Raw genomic sequence first — 24,810 nt, 5'->3', positions numbered from 1 at the left:
GCCTCGTTGCTTTGGGGCGGACGGCGCGGCCTAGTCTCTGAGGGCCTCCACCGGGGTGAGGCCCGCCGCCCGGCGGGCCGGGGCCAGGCCGAAGACCATGGATATGACCAGGCCCAAAAAGCCCGCGCCCACCGCCGGGGCCACGGGCAGGGCGAAATCCAGGGAGCCGAAGAGCCGCACCGCCAGGGCCGCCGCCAGGCCCAGCAAGGCCCCGCCGCCCCCCCCGGCCAGGCCCAGGATCACCGCCTCGGCCAAAAACTGCCAGAGGATATCGCGCCGCCTGGCCCCCACCGCCCGGCGCAGGCCTATCTCGGTGGTGCGCTCCTTTACCGAGATGAGCAGCACCGCCATGATGCCCACCCCGGCCACCAATAGGCTAACGGCGGCCACGCCGGTAATGGTGGCCGAAAAGATGCGGCTGGACTCCTCCCTGGTCTGGATGGCCTCCAGCTGGGTGTACAGGGAAAAATCGTCAGGCTGGCCGGGGCGCAGGTTGTGCCGTTGGCGCAGCAGCCGGGTGATCTCCTGGGTCAAGCCGCCGATAGCGTCCTCGCTTTCGGCCTTGGCCAGCAGAAGCCCCACGTAGCGCCTGCCGCCCATCAGGCGCGCCTGGCCGGTCTTGAGGGGAATGTAGAGCCGGTCGTCCAGGTCGTTGCCGTTGGCGTCCACGCCCTTGGGCAAGAGCTCCCCCACCACCAGGAAAGGCTGCTTCTTGAGCTCGATGGTGCGCCCCACCAGGGAGTTTTCCCCGGCCAGGTGCTCGCGCAGGGTCCGGCCGATCACCGCCACCCGCTTGCCGGAGCGCTCTTCCAAGGCGTTGAAAAAGCGGCCTTCGCTTAAGCCTTGGCCCTCCAACTCGAAGATGTTGGGCAGCGAGGAAACCACCTGGGCGTCGGTGGTGCCTTCCGGACCGGAAATGCGCACCAGTCGCGTATCCAGGGCCGTGGCGCCCTCGGCCCCTTCCAGGCGCCCGATGGCCTCGGCGTCGCTTGGTTCCAGGACGGAGACCGCGCTGGTGGTGCGCCCGCGCAGGCCGCTGAAGGCGCGCTTGGCCGAGTGCACCCAGATTGCGTTGGTGCCCAGGGCGGTGATGCGCTCCAACACCTGGTTGCGCGTGCCCTGACCCACGGCCACCATCACCACCACCGCGGCCACCCCCACCAAAAGCCCCCCCGCGGCCAGAGCGGCGCGCAGGCGGTGGCCCCACAACCCCTCCCAGGCGGCGGCCATGAGGCGGCGGGAGCGCATCAGGTTCATCGAAGGGCCTCCACCGGGTTGAGGCCGGCCGCTTTTTTGGCCGGGGCCACGCCGAAGAAAAGGCCCACCGCCGCGCTGAAACCCAGGGCCCACAAGAAGCCCATGGGGCTGAAGGCGGTGGGTATGGCCAACAGCCAGGTGGCCAGGTAGGACAAGAGCAGGCCAAAGAGCAGGCCGCACACCCCGCCCGCCGCCGCCACCATGAGCGACTCCACCAGGATCTGATAGAGGATGTCGCGCCGCCTGGCCCCCACCGCCCGGCGCACCCCGATCTCATAGGCCCGCTCGCTTACCGCCACCAGCATGATGTTCATGATCACCACCCCGGAGACGAACAGGCTCACCGCGCTGACAAAGGTGAGCATGACCACCAGGGAACGGCTCTGGCGGGTGATGAGCTTCATCAACTCGTCGGGAGTGATGATCAAGAAGTCGTCGGGCACCCCCGGTCCCAGGGTGTGGTTTTCCCGCAAAACGCGGGTCACCTCGGCCTTGACCTCTTCCACCCGCCGCGCGTCGTTCATGGTGACCCGCATGCCGCTGAGCTTGTCGTCGCGGCTCAGGCGTTTGGTGGCCGTGGACAGGGGCACCAGCACCATGTCGTCGCGGTCGTGCCAACTGCTGGCGCCCTTGGATTCCAGCACCCCCACCACGATGAAGGGAGTGCGGCCGATGCGGATGCGCTTGCCCACCGGGTTGGCCGTGCCGAAAAGCTCCCTGGCCACCGTGGTGCCCAGCACCGCCACCCTGGCGTTGCCCCCGATATCGGCCCGGCTGACGAAGCGCCCCGACAGCATGGGCCAGTTGCGCGCCGCGGCCCAGCCGGGGGTGGCCCCGCGCACCCGGGTGGTGGTGTTGTTGCCGCCGGCCGAAACCTGGGTACGGGCCACGTTTTTGTGGGGCAGCACGTGGGCCACCCCGTCCACCCGGGCAATGGCCTGGGCGTCCTCGGGGGTCAGGGTCATGACCCTTTTCATGCCCCGGCGCACTCCCAGGCGTCCGCCGCCGGAGGAGATGAAAAAGGAGTCGGCCCCAAAGCCCATGGAGGCCATGCGGGCGCTCACCGCCTGCTGGGCCCCCTGGCCGATCTGGTGAATCACGGTGAGGGAGGCGATGCCGATGATCAGGCCGATCATCATCAGCGCGGCATAGGAGCGGAAGGCCCACAGGGAGCCAAGGGCGGCATTTATCAAGCGCCAGCCCAGGTTCATTTGGCCGCGCCCTTGAGGACCTCCAGTTGCTGGAGGGCCATGGTGGGCTCGGCCACCGCCTCGTCGCTGGCCACCTTGCCGTAGACCACCCGGAGCAAGCGGTTGCACATGCAACCCACCGCCGAGTCGTGGGTGACCAGGACGATGGTGCGTCCCTCGGCGTGCAGCCCCTGCAGGATGCTGATTATCTCCAGGGAGGAGCGCTGGTCCAGGTTGCCGGTGGGCTCGTCGGCGAAAATCACTTCCGGGTCGTTGACCAGGGCCCGGGCGATGGCCACCCGCTGGCACTCCCCGCCGCTCATCTCGCCGGGACGGTGGTGCAGCCGGTGCTCCAGGCCCACCCGGCCCAAGGCCACGCGGGCCTTCTCCCGGGCGTCGGGGGGATAGTGACCGGCGTAGGTGAAGGGCAGCAGCACGTTGTCCAGGGCGGTGGATTTGGGCAGCAGGTGAAAGGCCTGGAACACGAAGCCCAGCTTGTCGTTGCGCAGCCGGGCCAGCTCGTCGTCGCTCAGGGTGGATACCTCCGCGCCATCCAGGAGGTAGGAGCCGCCGCTGGGGCGGTCCAGCAGGCCCAGGATGTGCAGCAAGGTGGACTTGCCAGAGCCCGAGGGGCCCATGATGGCCAGGAACTCGCCGGGGCGCACGTGCAGGTCGATGCCCAACAGCACCGGGGTCTCAACCTTGCCCCGGTAATAGGTCTTGGTGATGCCCTTTAGCTTGATCACCGGGGTATCAGTGCCCCGCGCCCGGTCTGGCGGAGGTCAGGGGGGCGCTGGTGGGAATAATTACGGTCTCGCCTTCCTGAAGGCCCTTGGTGATCTGGGCGCGCAACTCCTCGGTCCAGCCCACCTCCACCGGAACCAGGACCACCGTGCCCTCGCGCTTCACGTAGACCATGGTCTTGCCGGCCTTGCGGCGGATGGCCGGCGCCGGGATTAGCAGGGCGTCCCGGCGCACCCCGGCGATGATGTTCACCGTGGCGGTCATCTCCGGCTTGAGCTTGTCCTGGTAGTCGCCCAGGATCTTGACGGTCACCGGATAGTAGACCACGTCGTCCACGATCTTGGCCGAGGGCTGGATGGCCTCCACCTCGCCCCGGAACTTTTGCTCCGGATAAGCGTCCACCGTGAAAAAGGCCTTTTGCGCCAGCTTGACCAGGCCGATGTCGGTCTCGTCCACGAAATCGTCCACTTGCAGGCGGGCCAGATCCACGATGGTGATGAAGGTGGGCGCGCTCAGGCTGGCGGCCACGGTCTCGCCCTCCTGGGTGGACACGCTGGAGACCACGCCGTCGATGGGGGCCCGGATGGTGGCGTAGTCCAGGTTTACCTGGGCGGTGGCCAGCTTGGCCTGGGAAGCGGCCAGGTCGGCCTGGGCCACCTTGACGTCCTGCTCATAGGTGTGGCGGACCTGGTTGAGCTTGGCTTGGGCCGCCTTGAGGCGGGCCTGGGCCACCTGGTGCTTTTCCCGGGCCCGATCCAGGGCGTCCTGGGCCACCAGGTCGCTGGAGCGCATCTTCTCCTGACGGCCATAGTCCAGGGTGGTCAGGTCCAGGGTGGCCTTGGCCTCGGTCAGCTCGGCCTGAGCCCGGGCGATCTCCTTGGGGCCGGTGGTCTGCACCCGCACCAGGCGGGCCTGGTCGGCGTTGAGCTCGGCCTGGGCCTGGCGCAGCTTGGCCTCCAGGTCCTGGTGCTCGATCAAGGCCACCACCTGGCCCGCCTTGACCGTCTGGCCGATGCTGACCAATAGCTTTTCCACCCGGCCGCTGACCCGCGCGCCGACCTTGACCTCGGCCCCCACCTGGGGCTTCACCGTACCGGTGGACACCACCATGCGTCGGATGGTGCCGCGCTTGACCTGAAACTCTTTGCCGCTGACCTGCAAGCCCTGATCGCCCTGGGGCCACCAAGTCCACAGCCCCGCGGCCAGGGCCAAGATCACCAGCGCGGCCGCCGTCCATTTTAGCCCTTTGGCTTTTTTCAAGAAGCGCTCCCGATTATGAGGGTGCCGACTTGGGCAGATTTTATAACATGGCGGTTGGGGTTGCTAGCGGACGGCACCGGTGGACGGGGCTCCGCCTCCGGCGACGCCTTGGGAAGGCACGGTTACGGTCATGTTGCCGATGAGGCTCATCAGCAGCACCATGCCCACCACGGACAACAGCACGCAGGTGGCGGATTGCAAAAAGGTGAAGCCCGCCGCCGCCCGCAGCCCGAAGTACAGGGTTATGAAAAAGAAGACATAGACCAGCACCATCAAGGCGTCTTGATAGGCCGGCAAAAAGGGCAGGATCACCGCGATGAGCTTGATGCCCAGGCAATAGCACACCACGCGCAGAAAGCCGCCCGCGTTTAGCGGATTGCGCATTATGTGGTGCCCGATGGTGTAGACCAGGCCGACGAAAATGAGGTCCACCACCAGGCGGGTGGCCAAACCCCAGGCCACGGCACTCAGGGGGAAGCCGGCGACGAGCGCGGCCAGGGAGGCCAACAGATGGACCCACACCAAAAACATCAGCGGGGTGATAAGGTCGCCCCGGTTTTCCATCTGGGCGAAAAAGGCCCGAGGCTTGAAGGAGGCGGCCATGGCCACCGGTAAAAAGGTGCCTGGACGCCGCCAATCGAAATCCTTGACCATTTGTGTCATGGGAGCCTCCACCGCGAACAGGACCGCTGCTGGCACGCTAAGCCATGGGGCCTCTGGTGTCAAGCCAAGGCGGCGCGGCCGCTTGGTGGCGGGCTACTTGGTCCGCCCTCTGGGCGCCCCGAGGGCAAAAAAAAGGGCGAGCCCGGCAGGCCCGCCCCAACATACTCAAATACCGTTTATTTTTCGTAATGATCCTCTTTGAGGTAGGGATTGACCTGGCCGCATTTGGGGCACAGGTAGTAATTTTTTTTGTGCAAGGCGTCTTCCAACTTGTCAAAGGGGGTTTGAGCGTATTCCGGCGCCAGGATTTCGTTGCCGCAGTCCTCGGTTTTACACTTTACGTAGATGGCCATGTGCCCACTCCGGTTTGAGTTTGTATGCGCGCCCGGCTGGGCGTTCAGTAATAGTATATGCCTTGGTTGATAGCACGTGCCTATGGTTGTTTGTCCGGCCCGTTTCTGTCAAGCAAAAAGCCTCAAGTGCTTTGGATTAAAGCAGTTGTAGCTCCCGGCCTTCCTTGACAAGCGGGGTGCCTCACCGTAATATGCATAGTTCAACTGAATTGCTCCCCACGGGGGAGCTGCCCATCTAACCACTCAATATGCCGTGACTATTTTCGGCATGGCCTGACGGGACCAAAAGCGGGACTCATGGCGGAAACCCTCCCCCACAACAGCCAACCCCAAGACCTGCTGGCGCCCTACGCTTATGAGCTGCCCCCGGAGCTAATCGCCCAATCCCCGGCCCGCCGCCGGGTGCAGGCCCGGTTGCTTTGTTTGCCCCGCCGCCAGGGACCGTCCAGCCATCACAAGATAGCCCAACTCACCAAGCTGCTGCGTCCTGGAGACCTGTTGGTCCTCAACGACACCCGGGTGGTTCCGGCCCGTTTGCGGGCGGCCAAGCCCACCGGCGGCAAGGTGGAGATATTGCTCCTGTCTCCGGCCATGCCCCGAGAGCGCCTGGCCGATGGTCGCGAGCGTCACGAGTGCCTGCTGCGCTCCCACAAGACCTTGGCCCCCGGCGCCGATTTGCGCCTGGAGGGCGAACCGGAGACCTGGGCGCGGGTAATAGAGCGGGGCAAGCGGGGGCAAGCCCTGGTGGAGTTTTCCGGCTCGGCCCTGGAGTTGGCCGCGGCCCGGGGAGCCACCCCTCTGCCGCCCTACATCAAGCGACCCCGGGGGCCGGACCAGGCGGACGCCCGGCGCTACCAGACCGTGTATGCCGCCCACCCCGGCGCGGTGGCCGCCCCCACCGCCGGGCTGCACCTGAGCCGTGAATTGCTGGCCGCCCTGGCCCGCCGGGGAGTGGAGCACACCAGCCTGACCCTGCACGTGGGCTATGGCACCTTTGCCGAGCCCGACCCGGCCCGCCTGGCGGCCGGGCGCCTGCACGCGGAGTGGGTGGAGATTTCCGCCGCCGCGGCCGAAGCGGTGGCCATGGCCAAAAAGCGGGGAGGGCGGGTCATTGCCGTGGGCACCACCAGCCTGCGCTCCCTGGAGTGGCGGCCCGGCCCCGGCGGGGTGCCCCAGCCCGGCGCGGGATGGTGCGAGCTGCTCATCGCGCCTGGACACTCCTTCCGGGTGGCCGACGGCCTCATAACCAATTTTCACCTGCCCCGCACCACCCTGCTCATGCTGGTGGCCGCCCTGGCCGGCCGCGAGCGGGTCTTGGCCGCCTACGAACAGGCCGTTCAGCGGGGTTATCGTTTTTATAGCTACGGCGACGCCATGTTGATAATCTGATGGCGCGTTTGAGGCACGAAATAACCGCCGTCAGCGGCAAGGCCCGCGCCGGGCGGCTGCACACCCGGCGGGGGGTGGTGGATACCCCGGCCTTCATGCCGGTGGGTACCCAGGGCACGGTCAAGGGGCTCTTGCCTGAAGAGGTTTCCGGCCTGGGGGCCCAGATGATCCTGGGCAACACCTACCACCTCATGCTGCGGCCGGGGGTGGTGACCGTGGACAAGCTGGGGGGGCTGCACCGCTTCATGAACTGGCCCGGCCCAATCCTCACCGATAGCGGCGGGTTTCAGGTGTTTTCCTTGAGCGGCCTGCGCAGCCTGGACGAGGAGGGGGCCAGCTTCCGCTCCCACCTGGACGGCCAGCTGCTGCGCATGACCCCGGAGTCGGTGGTGCGGGCCCAGGAGTTGTTAGGCTCGGACTTGATGATGGTTTTGGACGAGTGCCCGCCGCCCGGTTCCCAGCGGGATTATCTGGCCGCTTCCCTGGAGCGCGACGCCCGTTGGGCGGCCCGCGCCCTGGCCGCGCGCGGCGATAAAGGGGGCGCTCTGCTGGGAATAGTGCAGGGCGGGGTGTATAGTGACCTGCGAGCGCGTAGCGTGGAATTGCTGGCAGAGCTTGATTTGGACGGCTACGCTCTGGGCGGCCTCAGCGTGGGCGAACCCAAGCCACGCATGATGGAGGTCATAGAGGGCACCACGCCCCAATTGCCGGAAGGCAAGCCTGTATACCTCATGGGGGTGGGCGAGCCGGCCGACCTGGTGCGCTGCGTGGGCCTGGGGGTGGACATGTTCGATTGCGTGTTGCCCACCCGCATGGCCCGCAACGGGACCCTGTTGACTTCCCGGGGTCGCCTTAACCTGCGCAACAGCCGGTTCAAGGACGATCCCGCGCCGGTGGAGGAGGGCTGCCAGTGCCCCACCTGCCGCCATTACAGCCGGGCCTACTTGCGCCATCTTATAATGGCCAAGGAATTGTTGGCTTATCGCTTGAACACAGTGCACAACTTGCACTACATTCTTCAGTTAATGGCCGGGCTGCGCCGGGCCATCGCCGAAAACAGATATGACAGCTACGCCCGCCAGGTGCTCGCTGGGCTGGAGTCCCCGGGCCAAGAGCGGGTAGCGTTAACCTAGGGAGGATACTAAATGTTTGACTTGTTGACCACGGGCACCGCCTGGGCCATGGGCGCTGGGCAAAAGAGCGCCACCGGTGGAGAAAGCGCGGGCGGCCTGGGCGGACTTCTCTCCGGCCCCATCCCCATGCTCGTCCTGATGTTCGTGATTTTCTACTTCCTGCTCATCAGGCCCCAACAGAAAAAGGCCAAAGCCCACAAGGCCATGCTGGGCAACATCAAAAAAGGCGACAAGATTCTGACCAACGGCGGCATCTTCGGCCGCGTGACCGGTATGGACGAGCAGACCCTGACCCTGGAGATCGCTCCCCAGGTTCGCATCAAGGTCAGCCGGGGACACGTAGCCGGCGTGGTCGGCGCCGAGGGAACGCCCCCCGCCCCGCCGGCCAAAAAGTAGCCGCTAGCTGGAATCCAAGTGCACCATCCCCCCATCGGGGCGGGATGGCCAACTGCTGCGTTAGGAGTTCATTTTGCCTAAGAACTTCTTTTTGAAGTCCACCTTGGTGGCTGTGGTCGTCATTTTGGCCCTGCTCTACCTGGTGCCCACCATAGGAGGCGGCAAGCTGCCCGCCTGGTGGACCAACACCCTGCCCAGCGACAAGATCCGGCTGGGTCTGGACCTGCAGGGCGGCATGCATCTCATCCTGGAGGTGGAGACTCAAAAAGCGGTTTCCGCCTCCGTGGAGCGCACCAGCCAAGAGCTGCAGCGCAAGATGCGCGAGGAAAACATCCGCGCCATCAGCCCCCAGACCGGAGCGGACAACACCATCAGCCTGGTGCTTTTGCACAACAGCGACCGGGCCAAGCTGGAAGACCTGGTGAAGCGGGAATACCCCGACTTCTCCGTGGCCTCCAGCCGCACCTTGGAGGACGGCAAGATCAAGGTGGTCTTGCAGCTGACCGCCAAGGCGGCCAAGCACATCGCCGACCAGGCCTCCACCCAGGCGCTGGAGACCATCCGCAACCGGGTGGACCAGTTCGGGGTGAGCGAGCCGGAGATCATGCCCCAGTCCGAGGGTCGCATCCTGATCCAACTCCCCGGCGTGAAAGACCCCCAGCGGGCGGTGGCCCTCATCGGCAAGACGGCCCAGTTGGAGTTCAAGCTGGTTGACGACTCGGTGAATGCCGCCACGGCGACCAAGGCCACCTTGCCCCCGGGCGACGAGATACTGACCATGTACCGGCGCGACCACGCCAGCGGCCGGGTGGACAAGGAGCCCATCGTGGTGCACCGCCGGGTGGCCATGACCGGGGCCACCATCACCGACGCTCGCGTGCAGATGGACTCCCAGTACAACCAGCCCTACGTTTCGGTGGCCTTCGACAGCGCCGGCGCGCGCCAGTTCGCCGACATAACCACCCGCAACGTGAAGAAGCGCCTGGCCATCATCCTGGACGGCAAGGTGCAGTCGGCTCCGGTGATCCAAGAACCCATCACCGGCGGCGAGGCCCGCATCTCCGGCGACTTCACCATGGAAGAGGCCAGGGACCTGGCCGTGGTGCTGCGCTCGGGCGCGCTGCCCGCTCCGGTGAAGATTTTGGAAGAGCGCACCGTGGGCCCCAGCCTGGGCCAGGACTCCATCGACCAGGGCATCTTGTCCATGGTGGTGGGCCTGCTCCTGGTGGTTGGCTTCATTCTGCTCTACTACCGCCTGGCGGGCGCATTCGCCGACCTGGCCCTGTTGCTGAACCTGGTGCTTATCACCGGGGCCCTGGCCGCCTTCCAGGCGACCCTGACCCTGCCGGGCATCGCGGGCATCATCTTGACCATCGGCATGGCGGTGGACGCCAACGTGCTGATCTTCGAGAGGGTGCGTGAAGAGGTCAGGATGGGCAAAACGCCTTTCGCGGCGGTGGAGGCCGGTTACGGCAAGGCGACCCTTACCATTTTGGACGCCAACATCACCACCCTGATCGCGGCCCTGGTGTTGTTCCAATTCGGCACCGGCCCCATCCGGGGATTCGCGGTGACCCTGTCCATTGGTATCGCCTCGTCGCTATTTACGGCCATCACCTTCACCAGGTTGCTGTTTGACCTTTACCTGCACCAGTTCAGGCCCCGGAAGCTTCTGATCTAGGGTGGAGCATCCATGGAATTTATAAAGCCGAACGTAAACATCAATTTTGTTGGCAGCCGCGGCAAGGCCTTCATCCTCAGCGGCCTGCTGATCTTGATGACCGTGGTGACCCTGTTCGCCCACGGCGGCCCCAACTACGGCATCGACTTCGCCGGCGGTATTTTGGTGCAGGTGCGCTTCAGCGAACCCACCGATGCCTCGGCCATTAAAAAGGCCCTGGCCCCCCTGGGCATGGACCAATCCTTGGTGCAGGGCTTTGGCGACAAGAAGAACAACGAGTTCCTCATCCGCAATGAGCGCGCCGGGCTCAAGCTGCAAGGCCTGAGCGACCGGGTCCGCCAAACCCTGGCCGAAAGCTACGGCAAGGGAAAGGTGGAAGTGCGCCGGGTGGAGATGGTGGGCCCCAAGGTGGGCCAGGATCTGCGGGAAAAGGCGCTTTTGGCCATCTTCTACGCCATCGTCATGATCGCGGTTTACATCTCCGGACGCTTTGAGCAGAAATGGGGATTGGCCGCGGTGATGGCCGGGGTGCTGGTGGGGGCCACCCTTTTGGTGCAGGCCCTCATCGCCGCCATGGGCGGAGAAGAGGGCATGGCCATGGTGCTGCTCATCCTCACCGCCTTGGTGGTGACGGTGGGCGCATGCTGGCTGCTCAAGCTGCGCTACGCCCTGGGGGCCATCGTGGCCCTGATTCACGACGTGGTCATCACCGTGGGCGTGTTCAGCTTGCTGGACAAGGAGTTCACCCTGGCCACGGTGGCCGCCTTGCTGACCATCATCGGTTACTCGCTCAACGACACCATCATCGTCTACGACCGTATCCGCGAGAACCTCAAGACGGCCGGCAAGCAGCCCCTGGGCCAGACCATCAACGAGTCCATCAACCAGACCTTGAGCCGCACCATTTTGACCTCGGGCACCACCTTGCTGGTGTTGCTGTGCCTGTTCGTCCTGGGCGGCGGGGTCATCGAAGACTTCGCCCTGGCCCTGTTGGTGGGCGTGGTGGTGGGAACCTATTCCTCCATCTTCGTGGCCAGCCCGGTGCTGTTGCTTTTGCCGGAAGGCAAGCCCATGAGCATGCGGAGTTCCGCCCCGGCCAAGGCCGCGGTGGCCCGTCCAGAGCCCGTGGAGGCCGTGGCCGCCCCGGCCCAGGTCAGCCCAGGCAAGGCGGCCGGCGCCGCCCGGCAAAAAAAGGCCAAGAAAAAGAGTGGGAAAAAGGGCAAACGGCATTAACCGGCCCTTTGGGGCTTGCTTGAGCCGGCCTGGCCCGGCTAAGTTGTAGGGCATGGGCCGAATCATAACCATAGCCAATCAGAAGGGTGGGGTGGGCAAGACCACCACGGCGGTCAACCTGGCCGCCTGCCTGGCCAGCGCCGGGCAAATCACCCTCCTGGTTGACTGCGACCCCCAGGGCAACGCCACCAGCGGCCTGGGGGTCGATTTGGAGCCCGGTGACCCCACCCTGTACCACGTCCTGATCGACCAGGTAGCGGCCCGGGACGCGGTTCGGGCCACCGAGGTTGAGCATCTCCACCTGTTGGGCTCGGACGTGAACCTCTTTGGAGCCGAGGTGGAGCTGGCTGGGTCGGCGGGGCGCGAACGCCTGCTGGCCGAGGTCCTGTCTCCCCTGAAGGATGACTACGGCTACATCCTACTGGATTGCCCCCCCTCCCTGGGCCTGCTGACCCTCAATGCCCTCACGGCCTGCGACGGAGTGTTGGTGCCCTTGCAGACCGAATACTACGCCCTGGAGGGGCTCACCCAGCTGTTGCACACCATCGCCAGGGTGCGCCGCACCCTGAATCCCGGGCTACGGATGGAAGGCATTCTGCTGACCATGTTCGACCAGCGCAACAATCTTTCCCATCAGGTGGCCGAGGACGTGCGGGGTCATTTCAAGGGCATGGTCTACGACACGGTGGTGCCGCGCAACGTGCGCCTTTCCGAGGCCCCCAGTCACGGCCTGCCGGTGATCCTCTATGATTCTCGCTGCGCCGGAGCCCAGAGCTATCAGGCCCTGGCCCAGGAAGTAATACAAGGCCCCCGGGGTAATTCGGGGGCGCCCCAGGAGGGCCGGGCGGCATGAGCGAGCGCAAGGAAAAAAAGAAGCCTCCGCGCCGCAAGGCGCCCGCCCTGGGAAGAGGCCTGGCCGCCCTTTTGGGTGATGACGACTACCCCGGCGGGGGCCTGGCCACCGAACCCGGACCCGGCGAGAGGGTGGTGGCCCTGCCCATCGAACGCCTGGAACCCAACCCCTACCAACCGCGCCGCATTTTCGACGGTGACGCCATCAAGGCCCTGGCCGAGTCCATTGCCGAGCACGGGGTGTTGCAGCCCCTGGTGGTGCGGCCGGTGGATCAGGGCTATCAGCTTATCGCCGGCGAGCGGCGCCTCAGGGCCAGCCAGATGGCCGGCCTCACCTCCGTGCCGGTGGTGGTGCGCCAGGCCACCGATCAGCAGGCCCTGCTCTTGGCCCTTTTGGAGAACCTGCAGCGCGAGGATCTCAATCCCCTGGAAGAGGCCCAGGCCTACCGCCGCCTGGGCGAGGAGTTTCAGCTCAACCAGGAGGATATCGCCAAGGGGGTGGGGCGCGACCGATCCACCGTGGCCAACAGCCTGCGCCTGCTCAAGCTGCCCGACGAGCTGCAAAGGGATCTGGCCGCCAGGCTGCTGACCGCCGGCCACGCCCGGGCTCTCCTGTCGCTGGGCAACGAGGCGGCCATGCGCGCCGCCCGGGACGAGATCGTGGCCAAGGGGCTTTCGGTGCGCGCCGCCGAGGCCCTGGTCAAAAAGCTATCCAGCGCCCCGGCCCCGCCCAAGGCCCCCACCCGGGAAGAGGTGCACCTGGCCAGCCTGGCCGAAGATCTGCGCTATCGCCTGGGCGCTCCGGTGGAGATTAAGCGCAAGGGCAAAAAGGGGGCCATCACCATCCGCTTTTCTTCCAACAAGGAGTTGGAGCGACTGCTGGAGCTCTTCAACGGCTAGCTTCTTTCCATGCGCCTGGTAATCGACGGATACAACCTCATCCACACCGTGCCCGAGCTGGCCTTTGCCTCGGAAAATGGCCAGGGCCGCGAGGCCCTCATGGAGGCCCTGCGCCTGTACCGCAAGAAACGTCCCCACAAGGTCAAGGTGGTGTTCGATGGCGGGATAGAGCCGGGCGGCGCCAAGGATCGCCTGGCCGGCACGCCGGTGAGCTTTTCCGGGGCCGAGCGCTCGGCCGACGACGTGATCGCCGCCCTGGCCGCCAAGGAGGGCAACGGCATCACCGTGGTGACCAGCGATCGTGAGCTGGCCGGGCGCTGCCGGGCGCACGGCGCGGTGGTCATCTCTTCCGAGGAGTTCGGCGGTCGTCTGTTGGAGGTGGCCTTGGGCCTACCCCCCACCGGAGAGGGCGGGGAAGATGGTTGGGACTTCACCACCAAAAAGAGAGGGCCCGCCAAGCGCCTGCCCAAGGCCCAGCGCAAGAAGGTCCGTCGCAAGGGACGCCTATAGCCGTCTCAGCGCCAGCCGTGCTCCTGGCCCGCCTTGAGGCGGCCGATATTTTCCCGGTGTTTGTACACGACGATCAGGCTCATCAGCGAAGCCATGACCATGAAGGCGACCGGCGCCCCGGCGACCCACAGCCAGCCCACCGAGCTGGTGCAGCCCACCATGGACCCCAGGGACATGTGCTTGCTTACAAAGGCCAGGAGGATGACCACCAGGCCGGTGGCCAGTCCGGCCCAGGGGGCCAGGCCGAACAGGACGCCCAAAAAGGTGGCCACGCCCTTGCCGCCCCGGAAGCGCAGATACACCGGCCAGCAGTGGCCCACAAAGGCGGCCAGACCCACCGCGCCGGCCCACCAGGGGGTGAGCCAGTAGTCGGCCAGCAGGGCCGGGCCCAAGCCCTTGCCGATATCCAGCAAAAGCGTGAGCGCCCCGGCGGCCTTGCCCGCCTGACGGGACACGTTGGTGGCTCCGATGTTGCCCGAGCCTCCTTGGCGGGGATCAGGTCCGCCCAAGGCGCGGCTTATCAGGAGCCCAAAGGGTACGGCGCCTAAAAGATAGCCTCCGACTATCAAGGCCAGGCCCACTAGGATCATGCGACCAATACTCTCCATTTCCGGCTTGCTTGAGCCCGAGCTCGGGCTTGTCAGCTATAGGGCATCAGTGTATTCTCTTTTAAATAAGGAGGCAAGCGTGCGCATCTGTGTAATAGACGGCCAGGGCGGAGGCATCGGCAGCGTCATCATTCGCCGCCTCAAGGATGAATATGGCGAGACGGTGGAAGTGCTGGCCCTGGGCAGCAACGCCATCGCCACCGCCCAGATGATGAAGGCCGGGGCCAACCGGGGAGCCACCGGCGAAAACGCCATCCTGGTCACCATCAAGGACGCCGACGTGGTTATCGGGCCCATCGGCATCGTGTTGGCCAACTCCATGATGGGCGAGATAACCCCGGCCGTGGCCGCCGCGGTGGCCTCCTGCCGCGCCCGCAAGTTCCTCCTGCCCCTTACCCAGGAAAACGTGGAAGTGGCCAGCGTCAACCGCGAGCCCCTACCCCACCAAGTGGACCATATCGTGCAGGTCAGACTTAAGGAGATGATTTCCCATGTGTGAAGCCACAGCTTATCTGCTCAATCAAAAGGGCCAGGAAGAGCTTTATCTGGCCGACGTGGATCTAATCGAGCCTCAAGAAGACGGAACCATTCGGCTGGTTTCCATATACGGCGAGCAAAAGACCCTGGCCGGGCGCATCAAGTCCATGTCCCTGGTCAACCATCGCGTGGTGCTGGCCGAAGCGTAAGCCATCCGACGAGACAAGGGAGGAACCATGGCCGACCAAGCTGCCATCGACAAGGTGGTGAGCAACCTGCATTGGCTGGGACATGACACCTTTCGCCTGGACCGGCCCCAGGGCGCCATCTACTTTGACCCTTATGAGATAACCGCGGGACCCCAGGCCGCCTTGATCCTGATCAGCCACGATCATTTCGACCACTGCGTGCCCGAGGACGTGGCCAAGATTCAGGGCGAGGATACGGTGATCCTCACCGAGTCCGACAGCGCGGGCAAGCTGAGCGGCAAGGTGAAAGCCCTGGAGCCCGGCCAGAAGGTGACCTTGGGCGACCTTACCGTGCAGACGGTGCCCGCCTACAACCTCAACAAGGACTTCCACCCCCGGGCCAACAACTGGCTGGGGTTCATCCTCACCGTGGACGGGGTGAGCATCTATCACGCCGGGGATACCGACTACATCCCGGAGATGGATCAGCTGCACGTGGACGTGGCCCTGCTGCCGGTCAGCGGCACCTACGTGATGACCGCCGAGGAGGCGGTGGCGGCGGCCCAGGCCATCGGGCCCAAGCTGGCCATCCCCATGCACTACGGGGCCATCGTGGGCGAGTTGAGCGACGCCGAGCGTTTTGCCAACTCCCTGGAAGGCCTGGTGCCGGTGCGCATCCTGCCCAAGGAAGGCTAACCACTTGCCCGGCGGCGGGCCCCTTCGTTTGCCCGCGGCCGGGCAGCGTCCCTGGGACGCCGTTTGCCTGGGGCTCAACGCCTCGGACCATCTCTGCCTCATCCCCCGCTATCCCCGGCGGGGGAGCAAGATTCGCATGCGCCGCATGGTCAACTCCGGCGGAGGCCAGGCGGCCACCGCCGCCTGCGCCCTGGCTCGCCTGGGCCATAGGGTGAGCTACGCCGGGGTGGTGGGCGACGACGAGGCCGGCGGACTGGCCGGGCCGCGCCTGGCCGGCTTCGGGGTGGATACCGGCTCACTGGTGGTCAAGCTCGGCCTGGGCAGCCAGGAGGCCTTCATTTTGGTGGAGGAGCAGGGAGGCGAGCGCACCATCGTCTGGACCAGGGACGAGGCCTGTCGCCTGGAGCCGGGCGACCTGGACCGGGAGCGCCTGGCCTCCTGCCGCCTGCTGCACCTGGACGGCCATTTCATGGCGGCCAGCCTGGAGGCCGCCCGCATCGCCCGCGCCGCTGGAGCGGTGCTCACCCTGGACGCCGAGCGCATCGAGCCCGGCACCGCCGAGTTGGTGAGCCTGTGCCACGTGGTGGTGGGCCAGCACGACTTTGCCCAGCGCCTGACCGGCAAGGACGACCCCCGCGAGGCCTTGGAGGCTCTGGCGGCCATGGGCCCGCTTTGGGCCGGGCGCACCCGGGGGGAGGGGGGTGCCCAGATGCTGGCCGAGGGAGAGCTGGCGAGCCATCCCGGCTTCGCGGTGGAGGCGGTGGACACCACCGGGGCGGGCGACGTGTTTCACGCGGGCCTGGCCCACGCCGTCTTGCTGGGCCAGGGGCCGCGCGAGGCCCTGGCCACGGCCTGCGCCCTGGCCGCCATCAGCGTCACCGCCCTGGGCGGGCGCACCGCTTTGCCCGACCGGCCCGGCCTGGAGTCCTTTCTGCGAGAACGAAGCGCGTGAGCTGGTTCTGGCTGGCTCTGGCCTCGGCATTTTGCATGGCCACGGCCGATTATCTCACCAAGCGTCATTTCAGCGACCTGCCGCTGGGACAGATGATCCTGGTGCGCCTGACCGGCCTGGTCCCGGTGTGTCTGGTATTGCTGGCCCTGACTCCGATGCCCCCCGTAGAGCCGGCCTTTTTTTGGGCCGTGTCCATGGCCCTGCCCGCCGAGGTGTTGGCCCTGTTCTGCTATCTGAAGGCCATCCAGGTGTCTCCCCTGGGCCTGACCATGCCTTTTTTGGCTTTTACGCCGCTGTTGGTCATAGGCACGGCCTGGCTGTTTCTGGGAGAAGTGCCCAACGCCGCGGGAGTGGGCGGGGTGCTTCTGGTGGTGGCCGGGGCCTATGCCCTCAACCTGCACCAAGTCCGCAGGGGCTGGGCCGCGCCTTTTCTGGCCATGACCAGGGAGAGGGGCTCCCTGTTGGCCCTGGCCGCCAGCGCCCTGTACGCCTACACCATTTCTTTGGGCAAGGTGGCCCTGGCCGCCTCCAGCCCCTGGTTCATGGCTTCGGCCTATCCCCTGGGAATGTCGGCGGTGATAGTGTCGGTTCTGGCCGCGCGGCGCCAGTTGGGCTGGGATTGGTTGCGTCGGCCCGGGGCCGCGCTGGGGGTGGGGGCGTGCATGACGGCCATGCTGGTGTGCCACTTCTGGGCGTTGTCCCTGGCCCCGGCCGCCTACATGGTGGCGATCAAGCGCCTGGGCATCATCATGGCCGTGCTTTACGGCGGGGTGTTTCTCAAGGAGGAGCGCCTGGCCCAACACTTCATGGCCAGCGGCCTGATGGTGGCCGGGGCGGTGGTGATATTGCTTATGGGTTGAGGGCCGCGGCCCCGAGCCCAGGCTAGACCTGCCTTCCGTCCAAGATCTTGGCCAGTTTGCTCATGGAAGAGCCCGGCCCCATGGCGATGAGGGTGTCGCCCACCTCCACCACCGTGTCCGCCGGCGGGTTGAAGTGCATGTTGCCGTCTGATTTCTTCACGGCCAGCACGATGAGGTCCAGGGTTTGGCGTATGCCGGAATCCTTGAGGCTCACTCCGGCCAACTGGGCTTGGGCGCCCACGGTCAACTCCTCCATGCGCAGGGGCTGATCGGTGGTGCTGTGAAAGGTGAGATCGATGAAGTCGGCTACCGAAGGGCGGATCACCGTCTGGGCGATGCGCCGGGCGCCGATGAAGTAAGGGCTCACCACCTTGTCGGCCCCGGCGTGCTTGAGCTTGCGCTCGCTGCCCGGCTCGGTGGCCCGGGCGATGGTGAAGATGTCCGGGCGCATGTCCTTGGCGGTGAGCACGATGTACACGTTGTCCGCGTCGGAGCTTACGGTGGCGATGAGTCCCTGGGCCCGCTCCACCCCCGCGGCCAGGAGGCTCTCATCCTCGGTGGCCGAACCCAACACGTAGTGGATGCCGTCGTTTTCCAGGCGGCGGGTCACTTCCTCGCTGTTGTCGATGACCACCACCTCGCGGCCCGCCTCGCGTATCATCTCCGCCACCAGGGCCCCGATGCGGCCGTAGCCGCAGACTATGTAATGGTCCTTCAAGGAGCGTATGGCGCGTTCCAAGCTTCTTCTCCCCATTATTTCCCGGAGCTTGCCCTCCACCACCAACTGGGTGAGGGTGGTGAGCAGGTACAGGATGGTGCCCACGCCCATGAGCATCAACACCATGGTGAAGATGCGGCCGGCGCTGCTGAGGGGGCGCACCTCGCCGAAGCCCACCGTGGTAACGGTGATGATGGTCATGTAAAGGGCTTCCAGCCAGGTGTAGTCCTCGATCAAACGGTAGCCGAAGGTGCCCATGAGCACCACGCCCAGGCTGCAAACCACGCCCCAAATTACGCGTTGAATCATGTTCATGTAAGCCGGTTGCCCCGGCCCCGCCCAAAAGGACTTGCGCTGTGCGCGCGGGTTCAGGGCCGCACCGGCCTTTCCTTTACCGGGTCCGAACCGATCACTGCCGCGGTGTACTCCAATGGCTGGTCGGGCAGGTCGCTCAACACGATCATAAAGGGCAGCGCTTGGCCCGCCGCCACCACATAAGGCTTGCCGTCCAGGCCCTCGGGGCTGGACAAGCGCTGTTTTATGGTTTCCAGGCCCAGGTCGCGCAGTTGATCGGGGTTGAAGACGCCGCCCGCGTAGGAGGTGGCCTGGCCCACGACCTTGCCCGTGGCGTCGCGCAACGTGCCCTGCACCAACACCAGGGAACGGGGGCCTGGGTTGTGGTTGACCACCTTGCCTAGGATAACGAAAATGCGGCCCGAGGCGTCGTTGATCCGGCTGAAGCTCTTCACCTCGGTCAGGCTGAAGGCCTCCGCCCCGGGGGGCACCTTGGGCGCTCCCGCCCCGGCGGGGCGGCCCAGCAAGGGGGCCAGACCAGGCAGACGGGCGGCGCGCTCCACCACCTCGTGGCCCACCCCCAGGCGCGACATCACCACCACGGCGCCCAGGGCGGTCAGGGCCACCAGCAGGAGCAGCCCGATGAGCCAGAAAACCAGCTTGAACAAAAGGCCCCTGGGTGGCCGCTCGGCGACGAGACGTTGCTGCCGCAGGCCGAAATCCGCCCGTTCGCGCAGCGACTCATCCTCGGGACGCGGCCGGTCGCTCAAGTCCAGGACGCCGTCCTCGCCGCTTTCCCAATGCCCCGCGTGCTTTGGTTCGGGGTGGATCTGGAAGACCTCGCCGCATTGCGAGCATTTCACCCAGGCGCCCTCCGCAGGAACCAGGGCTTCGTCCAGGCGAAAAGCGGTGCCGCAGCCTTGACATTGTACCTTCATGGCTACGCGCCGCCTCTTTGCGGGTTGAGTTCGTAAATCCCCGGCAGAAAACGAAACCGCTCGTCAAAATCAAGGCCGTAGCCCACAAGAAAGCCGTCGGGCACCTTGAAGCCCACGTAGTCCACCTCCACCTCCACCTCGCGGCGCTCAGCCTTGTCCACCAGCACGCACAGATTGACGGAGCTGGGCTGCATGCCCTCAAGGTATTCCACCAGCCACTTGAGGGTGTTGCCGGTGTCGATGATGTCTTCCACCACCAAAACCGGGCGGCCCTTGATGGAGATTTCAGGGGCCTTGACCAGCTGCACCCGGCCGCTGGAGGTGTCGGAGCTGCCGTAGGAGGCCAGGCGCACGAAGTCGATTTCAAGAGGCAGATCCACCTGGCGCACCAGGTCGCTTAAAAAGATGAAGCACCCCTTGAGCACCCCCAGCATGATAGGCTCCTGCCCGGCGAAGTCGCTGGTGATCTGCTCGGCCAACTCCCGCACCCGGCGCTGGATCTCCTCTGGTGAAAAAACGACCTTGATTTGCGAGTTGTCGCTCAAAAGAAGCTCCCGTGAAGCCGCGGATTGGCCTGGTGCTCCAACCGCCCAATTTCAATAATTAATCTCAGTTTATGCTAGACCAGAGCCCGGGGAAGTGTCAAACACAAACTCCCCCCGGCGGTCTGCCGCAAAGAAACGGGCCGCCCTGAGGGGCGGCCCGCCACAAAGTCGGCCAAGGGCGCTAGAAGCGCCGGTGATGGCCTTTCTCCTTGGGCTTGAAGATGTTCTTGAGCCCTTGGAAGGCCATTTTGCGCCTGAGGATGCCCAACTGATCCTGCAAGGGGATCTCGCGGGGGCAGACGTCTTCGCAGGCCAGCAGGCCCATGCAGCCGAAGATGCCCTGATCGGTGCCCACCACCTCGAAGTAGTCGGGATTACTACGCTTATCCCTGGGGTCCATGATGAAGCGTCCGATGCGGTTGAGGGCGAAGGCCCCCACGAAGTCCGGGCGCATGTTGGCCGTGCCGCAGGAAGCCACGCAGCAGCCGCACTCGATGCAGCGCTCCAGCTCGAAGATGGCGTTGGCCAGGTCGTTTTCCATGCGCTCTTCGACGGCCTCGGCATCGAACTCCTGGTCCGTGTGAATCCAGGACTCGATCTTGGTGTTGGTCTGGCGGAACCAGGTGCCGGTGTCCACCGACAGATCGCCCACCAGCTTGAATACCGGCAGGGGCATCAAGGTGATTTCCTGTGGCAATTCGGTGGTCAGGGTCTTGCAGGCCAGGCCGGGACGGCCGTTGATGACCATGCCGCAGGAGCCGCAGATGGCCATGCGGCAGGCGAAGTCAAACATCAACGACGGGTCCTGTTCCTCGCGGATCTTGTTGAGGGCGATGAACAGGGTCAGGCTGGGGGTCTCCTCCAGCACGAAGGTATCGGTATGAGGCTCCGATTTGGGATCCTCGGGGTTGAAACGGAATATATGGAATGTCAGTTGCCTGCTCATGGCTAGTCCTCTTTGGGGGCGTCCATGGGAATAATCTCGGTCTTGCCATAGCCGCGGTCGCCGGGCGGCAGGTACATGACCTGGGTGGACGGCTCGTACTCCAGCGTTGGCAGGTCCGCCTGGGTGTCGCGCCAATAGGCCAGGGTGCGGTTGAGCCAGTCACGGTCGTTGCGCGCCTTGTAGTCGTCGCGGGCGTGACAGCCCCGGCTCTCGGTGCGCATCAGTGCGCCGTAGGCCACGCAGATGGCCAGGCGCACCATGCCGGGCATCTTGAGCGCCAGGGCCAGCTCGGGGTTGGCCCCCACGCCGCTGCTGCGCAGGCCGATCTTCTGGGCCTGGGCATAGATTTCGCGCAGGGTGTCCACCGCGGACTGCAGGTCGTCGCCGTTGCGGAAAATGCCCACCTTGTCCATCATCACCTTTTGCATGGCGTCCCTGATGGCGTAGACGTTTTCCGCGCCGTCGGTCCGGTTCACCAGCCGCTTGACGCGCTCGTCCATCTTGGCCAGACCTTCGTCGGCCAGGGCGGAGCTAAGAGTGACCTGGGCCCCTTCAAGGAATTCAACCACCTTGGTGCCCACGTGACGCCCGGCCACGATGGTCTCGGCCAGGGAGTTGCCGCCCAGGCGGTTGAAGCCGTGCATGTCCCAACAGGCGGACTCGCCGCAGGAGAAAAGGCCCTTGAGGCCGTAGGCCGCGCCGTCGCTGTTGGTGCGCACCCCGCCCATGGAGTAGTGCTGGGCCGGGCGCACCGGGATGAGCTGGTGGATGGGGTCCACCCCCAGGAAGTTGCGGCACAGGTCGTAGACCTCGCGCAGCTTGGTGGTTATGTGCTTGGCCCCCAGGTGGCGGATGTCCAGCCACAGGTGGTCGCCGTAGGGGGAGGGCACGCCCTTGCCCTGGGCGATGTGATACATCATCCAGCGGCTGACCACGTCCCGCGAGGCCAGCTCGGCCTTGGCGGGCTCGTACTTGTCCATGAAGCGCTTCTCGTCCACGTCCAGCAGGGTGCCGCCGTCGCCGCGGCAGCCCTCGGTGACCAGGATGTTGGTGGGCACCACGCCGGTGGGGTGGAACTGCACGGCCTCGGGGTTGCCGAAGGGCACCAGGCCGGTGTCCAGGGCGATGATGTGGCCGCCGCCGTCGTTGATCACCGTGTTGGTGGTCTCGGAGTAGAGGCGCCCGTAGCCGCCGGTGGCGATGAGGGTGGCCTTGGCCAGGTAGACCCTCAGCTTGCCGGTCTTGAGGTCGCGGGCCACGCAGCCCATGCAGTTGGCGCCGTCGTGGATCAGGCTCACCGCCTCCACCCGGTCGTGCACGCTCACCCCCAGTTGGGTGATCTTGTTGTCCAGGGTGTAGAGCAGGGTGTGGCCGGTGCCGTCGGCGGTGTAGCAGGTGCGCCATTTGGCGGTGCCGCCAAAGGCGCGGGCGGTGATCAGGCCGTGCTTGTCCTTCTTTTCCTCGGCCTCGAACTCCTCGCCGCCCTTCCAGTACTTGGCCTTGCCGGCCACCACGCGGTTCCAGGGCATGCCCCAGTAGGCGGCCTCGCGCACCGCGGTGGGCGCGGTGTCGGCGAAGATGCGGGCGCATTCCTGGTCGCAGCCCCAGTCGGAGCCCTTCACCGTGTCGGCGAAGTGCACGTCCGGGCTGTCGCCCTCGCCCATGGCGCAGTTGCCCAGGGCCGCCTGCATGCCGCCCTCGGCCGCGCAGGAGTGGGAGCGCCGGGCGGGCACCAGGCTGAGGAGGATGGCGTCGAACCCGGCCGCCGCGGCGGAGATGGCGACCCGCTCGCCGGCCAGGCCGGCCCCCACGCACAGAAGATCAGTGTAGAAAGTCTCGTGTTCCATGGTGGCGTCCTCCTTAGTTGCCAGCAATCGGCAGGGTCCACAGCCGAATGATGGTGATTAGCCCGATCAGGATGAAGACGCCGGTCCAGATGTTCTCGAAGCGGTGGAAGCCCTTGCGGGTGTCCCTTTTGATGAAGCCCCACTTCACGGCGATGCGGTAGAAGCCGATGCCCACGTGCAACTCCACGCAGGGCAGCAGGATCAGGTAGAACACGCCCCAGAAGCCGCCCTGCACCCGCATGGCGCTCTTGGCCGCGGTGATGGGCAGGTTGGTCAATACGGTCCAGATGTGGATGGAGCCCATGATCAAGATGACCATGGCGGTGACGGCCTGGATGAGCCACAGCCAGGTGTCGGTGTGGCGCATCATGCGGGCGTGCCGCCAGATTATGCCCTGGGCGTCGGAGGTGTAGGGAATCTTGCGGGCCGCCAGCACGAAGTGCAGCAGCATGGTGGCCCCGATGATGGGTCCGCCCACCTGGGCCATGTAGGTGGCCTCGAAAAACCAGGCGATGGCGTTCATCACGTTAGGGCCCAGGTTAACGCTGGCCACCAGCACCATGTGGCTCCACATGAACAAGATAAGCCCCGCCCCGGTCAGCATCTGGAGCCAGTCCAGATAGGCCGACGCCCGGGTGGGGGGTTTGACAAAAATAGCGGTATCTACGCTACTACTCATGGTTGCCTTGCCTCGCTCTCCAGCTCCGCCGCCGGGCGGCGGAGGTTTTATGTTTATTGGCGCGCGTAGGCTTGGCGGCCCTGCTGGTAGAGGTCGCCGCCCTGCACGTCATTGACCACAAATAGGGGCATGTCTTGCACCACCAGGCGCCGCACCGCCTCGGGCCCCAATTCGGGGTAGGCGATGACCTCGGCCTCCTTGATGCAGCGGGCCATGAGGGCCCCGGCGCCGCCGATGGCCGCCAGGTAGACCGCCTTGTTCTTCTGCATGGCCTGCTTCACTTCATCGTTGCGCTTGCCCTTGCCGATCATGGCTTTGAGGCCATGCTCCATCAGCGTGGGCGCATAGGCATCCATGCGGTAGCTGGTGGTAGGGCCAGCCGCGCCGATGACCCGGCCGGGAGGGGCCGGGGAGGGCCCCACATAGAAGATAACCGCGCCTTCCAAGGGGAAGGGAGGCTCCTTGCCTTCGGCCAGGGCTTCTACGATACGCTTGTGGGCCGCGTCGCGTCCAGTATATATGGTGCCGCTGACCAAAACCTTGTCCCCGGCCTTGAGCGAGGAGACGTCGGAATCCACCAAGGGAGGGCTCAGAAGGATGATCTCGCTCATAGCACGGCCTCCTTGTGGCGCGCGGCGTGGCACTGCACGTTGACGGCCACCGGCAGGCTGGCGATGTGGCAAGGCTTGATGTCCACGAACACCTTGAGGCAGGTGGTGCCTCCGCCCAGGCCGGCCGGGCCGATGCCCAACTTGTTGACTTCCTCCAAAAGCTCCTTTTCCAAAACGGCCGCCTCGGGGTCGGGATTCACCGAGTCCAACTCCCTGAGCAGGGTGCGCTTGGCCCGCACCGCCGCCTGGTCAAAGGTGCCGCCCACGGCCACGCCCAGGATGATGGGAGGACAGGGGTTGGGGCCGGCCGCTTCCACCGTTTCCAGAATCGCCTTTTTGACCCCGGCGATGCCCACCGCCGGGGTGAGCAAAAAGACCTTGGACATGTTTTCGCTGCCCCCGCCCTTGGGCACCACCCACAGGTGGACCTTGTCGCCGGGGACGATGCTGTAGTTGATGATGGCCGGGGTGTTGTCGCCGGTGTTTTCTCGGCTGAAGGGGTGGCAAGAGCTCTTGCGCAGGTAATTGTCCTTGTAGCCCCGGCGCACGCCCTCGTTGATGGCCTCGGCCAGGTCGCCGCCGGATAGATGAACATCCTGGCCCACGTCGATAAAGATAACCGCCAGGCCGCAATCCTGGCAGATGGGCATCTTTTCCTCGGCCGCGATGTCCGCGTTTTCCAACAAGCGCGCCAGCACTTCCCGGCCCACCGGCGAGGGCTCGTCGGCTTGAGCCTGGGTAAAGGCGCGGCGCACGTCTTCAGGTAGATAGAGGTCGGCCTCGCCGCATAGGCGGGCCACGGTGTCGGCGATGGCCGACACCTCTACGGTGCGTGGGTTAGACAAGATTTTTCTCCCGCTGTTTTGCGGGCCGGGCCCGCGAGTCCTCAT

28 protein-coding genes are annotated in these 24,810 nt (G+C 65.6%); 13 read left to right on the top strand and 15 right to left on the bottom strand.

Annotation, left to right across the window (positions count from 1 at the left end):
- Window positions 1-30 precede the first annotated feature (30 nt).
- From AACH32_RS13045 to AACH32_RS13020, 6 genes are all read right to left on the bottom strand, one after another.
- Window positions 31-1,257: an ABC transporter permease gene (locus AACH32_RS13045; RefSeq protein ID WP_338600175.1), complete on the bottom strand. Its 1,227-nt coding sequence runs from the start codon at window positions 1,255-1,257 to the stop codon at window positions 31-33.
- The gene (locus tag AACH32_RS13040; protein ID WP_338600172.1) at window positions 1,254-2,468 is read right to left on the bottom strand and encodes an ABC transporter permease; all 1,215 of its coding nucleotides are present in this window, start codon (window positions 2,466-2,468) and stop codon (window positions 1,254-1,256) included. The genes AACH32_RS13045 and AACH32_RS13040 overlap by 4 nt, the downstream gene beginning before the upstream one ends.
- Entirely contained in the window at window positions 2,465-3,193 is a 729-nt protein-coding gene (locus AACH32_RS13035) for an ABC transporter ATP-binding protein (protein ID WP_338600169.1), read from the bottom strand. The genes AACH32_RS13040 and AACH32_RS13035 overlap by 4 nt, the downstream gene beginning before the upstream one ends.
- A gap of 7 nt (window positions 3,194-3,200) precedes the next feature.
- Complete coding sequence (locus AACH32_RS13030) at window positions 3,201-4,451, bottom strand: efflux RND transporter periplasmic adaptor subunit (protein ID WP_338600166.1); 1,251 nt, start codon at window positions 4,449-4,451, stop codon at window positions 3,201-3,203.
- A gap of 63 nt (window positions 4,452-4,514) precedes the next feature.
- Complete coding sequence (locus tag AACH32_RS13025; protein WP_338600163.1) at window positions 4,515-5,114, bottom strand: hypothetical protein; 600 nt, start codon at window positions 5,112-5,114, stop codon at window positions 4,515-4,517.
- Window positions 5,115-5,290: 176 nt separating this feature from the next.
- The gene (locus tag AACH32_RS13020; protein ID WP_338600160.1) at window positions 5,291-5,467 is read right to left on the bottom strand and encodes a hypothetical protein; all 177 of its coding nucleotides are present in this window, start codon (window positions 5,465-5,467) and stop codon (window positions 5,291-5,293) included.
- Window positions 5,468-5,764: 297 nt separating this feature from the next.
- On the opposite strand from AACH32_RS13020, the gene queA reads away from it, so the two are divergent.
- The 8 genes from queA to AACH32_RS12980 all read left to right on the top strand — a co-directional run bounded on the left by queA (window position 5,765) and on the right by AACH32_RS12980 (window position 13,561).
- Entirely contained in the window at window positions 5,765-6,856 is a 1,092-nt protein-coding gene (queA, locus tag AACH32_RS13015) for a tRNA preQ1(34) S-adenosylmethionine ribosyltransferase-isomerase QueA (protein ID WP_338600157.1), read from the top strand.
- Complete coding sequence (gene tgt, locus AACH32_RS13010; RefSeq protein WP_338600154.1) at window positions 6,856-7,989, top strand: tRNA guanosine(34) transglycosylase Tgt; 1,134 nt, start codon at window positions 6,856-6,858, stop codon at window positions 7,987-7,989. Before queA ends, tgt begins: the two co-directional genes overlap by 1 nt.
- A 12-nt stretch (window positions 7,990-8,001) precedes the next feature.
- Window positions 8,002-8,385, top strand: coding sequence for a preprotein translocase subunit YajC (gene yajC / locus AACH32_RS13005; protein ID WP_338600151.1), 384 nt, complete (start codon window positions 8,002-8,004; stop codon window positions 8,383-8,385).
- A gap of 73 nt (window positions 8,386-8,458) precedes the next feature.
- A complete protein-coding gene (gene secD, locus AACH32_RS13000; RefSeq protein ID WP_338600149.1) occupies window positions 8,459-10,066 on the top strand; it encodes a protein translocase subunit SecD in 1,608 nt (535 codons plus the stop codon).
- A gap of 12 nt (window positions 10,067-10,078) precedes the next feature.
- The gene (secF, locus tag AACH32_RS12995; RefSeq protein ID WP_338600147.1) at window positions 10,079-11,299 is read left to right on the top strand and encodes a protein translocase subunit SecF; all 1,221 of its coding nucleotides are present in this window, start codon (window positions 10,079-10,081) and stop codon (window positions 11,297-11,299) included.
- A 52-nt stretch (window positions 11,300-11,351) separates the two neighbouring features.
- Window positions 11,352-12,152, top strand: a complete 801-nt coding sequence (locus AACH32_RS12990) for a ParA family protein (protein WP_338600145.1) — start codon at window positions 11,352-11,354, stop codon at window positions 12,150-12,152.
- Entirely contained in the window at window positions 12,149-13,051 is a 903-nt protein-coding gene (locus tag AACH32_RS12985) for a ParB/RepB/Spo0J family partition protein (RefSeq protein ID WP_338600143.1), read from the top strand. The genes AACH32_RS12990 and AACH32_RS12985 overlap by 4 nt, the downstream gene beginning before the upstream one ends.
- Before the next feature lie 9 nt (window positions 13,052-13,060).
- Complete coding sequence (locus AACH32_RS12980; protein WP_338600141.1) at window positions 13,061-13,561, top strand: NYN domain-containing protein; 501 nt, start codon at window positions 13,061-13,063, stop codon at window positions 13,559-13,561.
- 5 nt (window positions 13,562-13,566) lie between these two features.
- On the opposite strand, the gene plsY is transcribed toward AACH32_RS12980, so the two are convergent.
- Entirely contained in the window at window positions 13,567-14,151 is a 585-nt protein-coding gene (gene plsY / locus AACH32_RS12975; protein WP_338600139.1) for a glycerol-3-phosphate 1-O-acyltransferase PlsY, read from the bottom strand.
- A 97-nt stretch (window positions 14,152-14,248) separates the two neighbouring features.
- Between plsY and AACH32_RS12970 the strand changes: the two genes are divergently transcribed.
- Genes AACH32_RS12970 through AACH32_RS12950 form a run of 5 tightly spaced genes read left to right on the top strand, consistent with a single transcriptional unit; the run spans window position 14,249 to window position 17,342 of the window.
- Entirely contained in the window at window positions 14,249-14,668 is a 420-nt protein-coding gene (locus AACH32_RS12970; protein ID WP_338600137.1) for a DUF3842 family protein, read from the top strand.
- The gene (locus AACH32_RS12965) at window positions 14,661-14,855 is read left to right on the top strand and encodes a CooT family nickel-binding protein (protein ID WP_338600134.1); all 195 of its coding nucleotides are present in this window, start codon (window positions 14,661-14,663) and stop codon (window positions 14,853-14,855) included. The genes AACH32_RS12970 and AACH32_RS12965 overlap by 8 nt, the downstream gene beginning before the upstream one ends.
- A 27-nt stretch (window positions 14,856-14,882) precedes the next feature.
- On the top strand, window positions 14,883-15,530 hold the full coding sequence (locus tag AACH32_RS12960) for an MBL fold metallo-hydrolase (protein ID WP_338600132.1): 648 nt from the start codon (window positions 14,883-14,885) through the stop codon (window positions 15,528-15,530).
- A gap of 4 nt (window positions 15,531-15,534) precedes the next feature.
- On the top strand, window positions 15,535-16,482 hold the full coding sequence (locus AACH32_RS12955) for a carbohydrate kinase family protein (protein WP_338600129.1): 948 nt from the start codon (window positions 15,535-15,537) through the stop codon (window positions 16,480-16,482).
- Window positions 16,479-17,342: a DMT family transporter gene (locus tag AACH32_RS12950; protein WP_338600126.1), complete on the top strand. Its 864-nt coding sequence runs from the start codon at window positions 16,479-16,481 to the stop codon at window positions 17,340-17,342. The genes AACH32_RS12955 and AACH32_RS12950 overlap by 4 nt, the downstream gene beginning before the upstream one ends.
- A 22-nt stretch (window positions 17,343-17,364) precedes the next feature.
- Here the strand turns inward: AACH32_RS12950 and AACH32_RS12945 are convergent, their stop codons facing one another.
- The 8 genes from AACH32_RS12945 to AACH32_RS12910 form a co-directional block, all read right to left on the bottom strand.
- Window positions 17,365-18,369, bottom strand: coding sequence for a potassium channel family protein (locus AACH32_RS12945; RefSeq protein ID WP_338600123.1), 1,005 nt, complete (start codon window positions 18,367-18,369; stop codon window positions 17,365-17,367).
- A gap of 59 nt (window positions 18,370-18,428) precedes the next feature.
- Window positions 18,429-19,292: a DUF3426 domain-containing protein gene (locus tag AACH32_RS12940; RefSeq protein WP_338600120.1), complete on the bottom strand. Its 864-nt coding sequence runs from the start codon at window positions 19,290-19,292 to the stop codon at window positions 18,429-18,431.
- 2 nt (window positions 19,293-19,294) lie between these two features.
- Window positions 19,295-19,837: a hypoxanthine phosphoribosyltransferase gene (gene hpt / locus AACH32_RS12935; protein WP_338600117.1), complete on the bottom strand. Its 543-nt coding sequence runs from the start codon at window positions 19,835-19,837 to the stop codon at window positions 19,295-19,297.
- A gap of 181 nt (window positions 19,838-20,018) precedes the next feature.
- Window positions 20,019-20,783 (bottom strand): fumarate reductase iron-sulfur subunit, encoded by a 765-nt coding sequence (locus AACH32_RS12930; protein WP_338600114.1) that lies wholly within the window; start codon window positions 20,781-20,783, stop codon window positions 20,019-20,021.
- 2 nt (window positions 20,784-20,785) lie between these two features.
- Window positions 20,786-22,630, bottom strand: a complete 1,845-nt coding sequence (locus tag AACH32_RS12925) for a fumarate reductase flavoprotein subunit (protein ID WP_338600111.1) — start codon at window positions 22,628-22,630, stop codon at window positions 20,786-20,788.
- 13 nt (window positions 22,631-22,643) lie between these two features.
- Window positions 22,644-23,309, bottom strand: coding sequence for a hypothetical protein (locus AACH32_RS12920; protein ID WP_338600109.1), 666 nt, complete (start codon window positions 23,307-23,309; stop codon window positions 22,644-22,646).
- A gap of 53 nt (window positions 23,310-23,362) precedes the next feature.
- A complete protein-coding gene (locus tag AACH32_RS12915; RefSeq protein WP_338600107.1) occupies window positions 23,363-23,920 on the bottom strand; it encodes a Fe-S-containing hydro-lyase in 558 nt (185 codons plus the stop codon).
- On the bottom strand, window positions 23,917-24,765 hold the full coding sequence (locus AACH32_RS12910; RefSeq protein WP_338600105.1) for a fumarate hydratase: 849 nt from the start codon (window positions 24,763-24,765) through the stop codon (window positions 23,917-23,919). Before AACH32_RS12910 ends, AACH32_RS12915 begins: the two co-directional genes overlap by 4 nt.
- Window positions 24,766-24,810: the final 45 nt, after the last annotated feature.

Origin of the sequence: Desulfoferula mesophila, assembly GCF_037076455.1 — a bacterium.
In the GTDB taxonomy this organism is placed as follows: domain Bacteria; phylum Desulfobacterota; class Desulfarculia; order Desulfarculales; family Desulfarculaceae; genus Desulfoferula; species Desulfoferula mesophila.
This window is presented reverse-complemented; position numbering and strand designations above follow the sequence as displayed.

Bases quoted from the DNA above. Each gene is read 5' to 3' on its own strand.
- yajC (WP_338600151.1), top strand. From the start codon at position 8,002: ATGTTTGACTTGTTGACCACGGGCACCGCCTGGGCCATGGGCGCTGGG.
- AACH32_RS13040 (WP_338600172.1), bottom strand. From the start codon at position 2,468: ATGAACCTGGGCTGGCGCTTGATAAATGCCGCCCTTGGCTCCCTGTGG.
- AACH32_RS12930 (WP_338600114.1), bottom strand. From the start codon at position 20,783: ATGAGCAGGCAACTGACATTCCATATATTCCGTTTCAACCCCGAGGAT.
- AACH32_RS12945 (WP_338600123.1), bottom strand. From the start codon at position 18,369: ATGATTCAACGCGTAATTTGGGGCGTGGTTTGCAGCCTGGGCGTGGTG.
- AACH32_RS12960 (WP_338600132.1), top strand. From the start codon at position 14,883: ATGGCCGACCAAGCTGCCATCGACAAGGTGGTGAGCAACCTGCATTGG.
- queA (WP_338600157.1), top strand. From the start codon at position 5,765: ATGGCGGAAACCCTCCCCCACAACAGCCAACCCCAAGACCTGCTGGCG.
- secF (WP_338600147.1), top strand. From the start codon at position 10,079: ATGGAATTTATAAAGCCGAACGTAAACATCAATTTTGTTGGCAGCCGC.
- AACH32_RS12990 (WP_338600145.1), top strand. From the start codon at position 11,352: ATGGGCCGAATCATAACCATAGCCAATCAGAAGGGTGGGGTGGGCAAG.
- AACH32_RS13020 (WP_338600160.1), bottom strand. From the start codon at position 5,467: ATGGCCATCTACGTAAAGTGTAAAACCGAGGACTGCGGCAACGAAATC.
- AACH32_RS12980 (WP_338600141.1), top strand. From the start codon at position 13,061: ATGCGCCTGGTAATCGACGGATACAACCTCATCCACACCGTGCCCGAG.
- tgt (WP_338600154.1), top strand. From the start codon at position 6,856: ATGGCGCGTTTGAGGCACGAAATAACCGCCGTCAGCGGCAAGGCCCGC.
- AACH32_RS12965 (WP_338600134.1), top strand. From the start codon at position 14,661: ATGTGTGAAGCCACAGCTTATCTGCTCAATCAAAAGGGCCAGGAAGAG.
- AACH32_RS12925 (WP_338600111.1), bottom strand. From the start codon at position 22,630: ATGGAACACGAGACTTTCTACACTGATCTTCTGTGCGTGGGGGCCGGC.
- AACH32_RS12915 (WP_338600107.1), bottom strand. From the start codon at position 23,920: ATGAGCGAGATCATCCTTCTGAGCCCTCCCTTGGTGGATTCCGACGTC.
- AACH32_RS12920 (WP_338600109.1), bottom strand. From the start codon at position 23,309: ATGAGTAGTAGCGTAGATACCGCTATTTTTGTCAAACCCCCCACCCGG.
- AACH32_RS12940 (WP_338600120.1), bottom strand. From the start codon at position 19,292: ATGAAGGTACAATGTCAAGGCTGCGGCACCGCTTTTCGCCTGGACGAA.
- AACH32_RS13045 (WP_338600175.1), bottom strand. From the start codon at position 1,257: ATGAACCTGATGCGCTCCCGCCGCCTCATGGCCGCCGCCTGGGAGGGG.
- plsY (WP_338600139.1), bottom strand. From the start codon at position 14,151: ATGATCCTAGTGGGCCTGGCCTTGATAGTCGGAGGCTATCTTTTAGGC.
- AACH32_RS13025 (WP_338600163.1), bottom strand. From the start codon at position 5,114: ATGACACAAATGGTCAAGGATTTCGATTGGCGGCGTCCAGGCACCTTT.
- AACH32_RS12985 (WP_338600143.1), top strand. From the start codon at position 12,149: ATGAGCGAGCGCAAGGAAAAAAAGAAGCCTCCGCGCCGCAAGGCGCCC.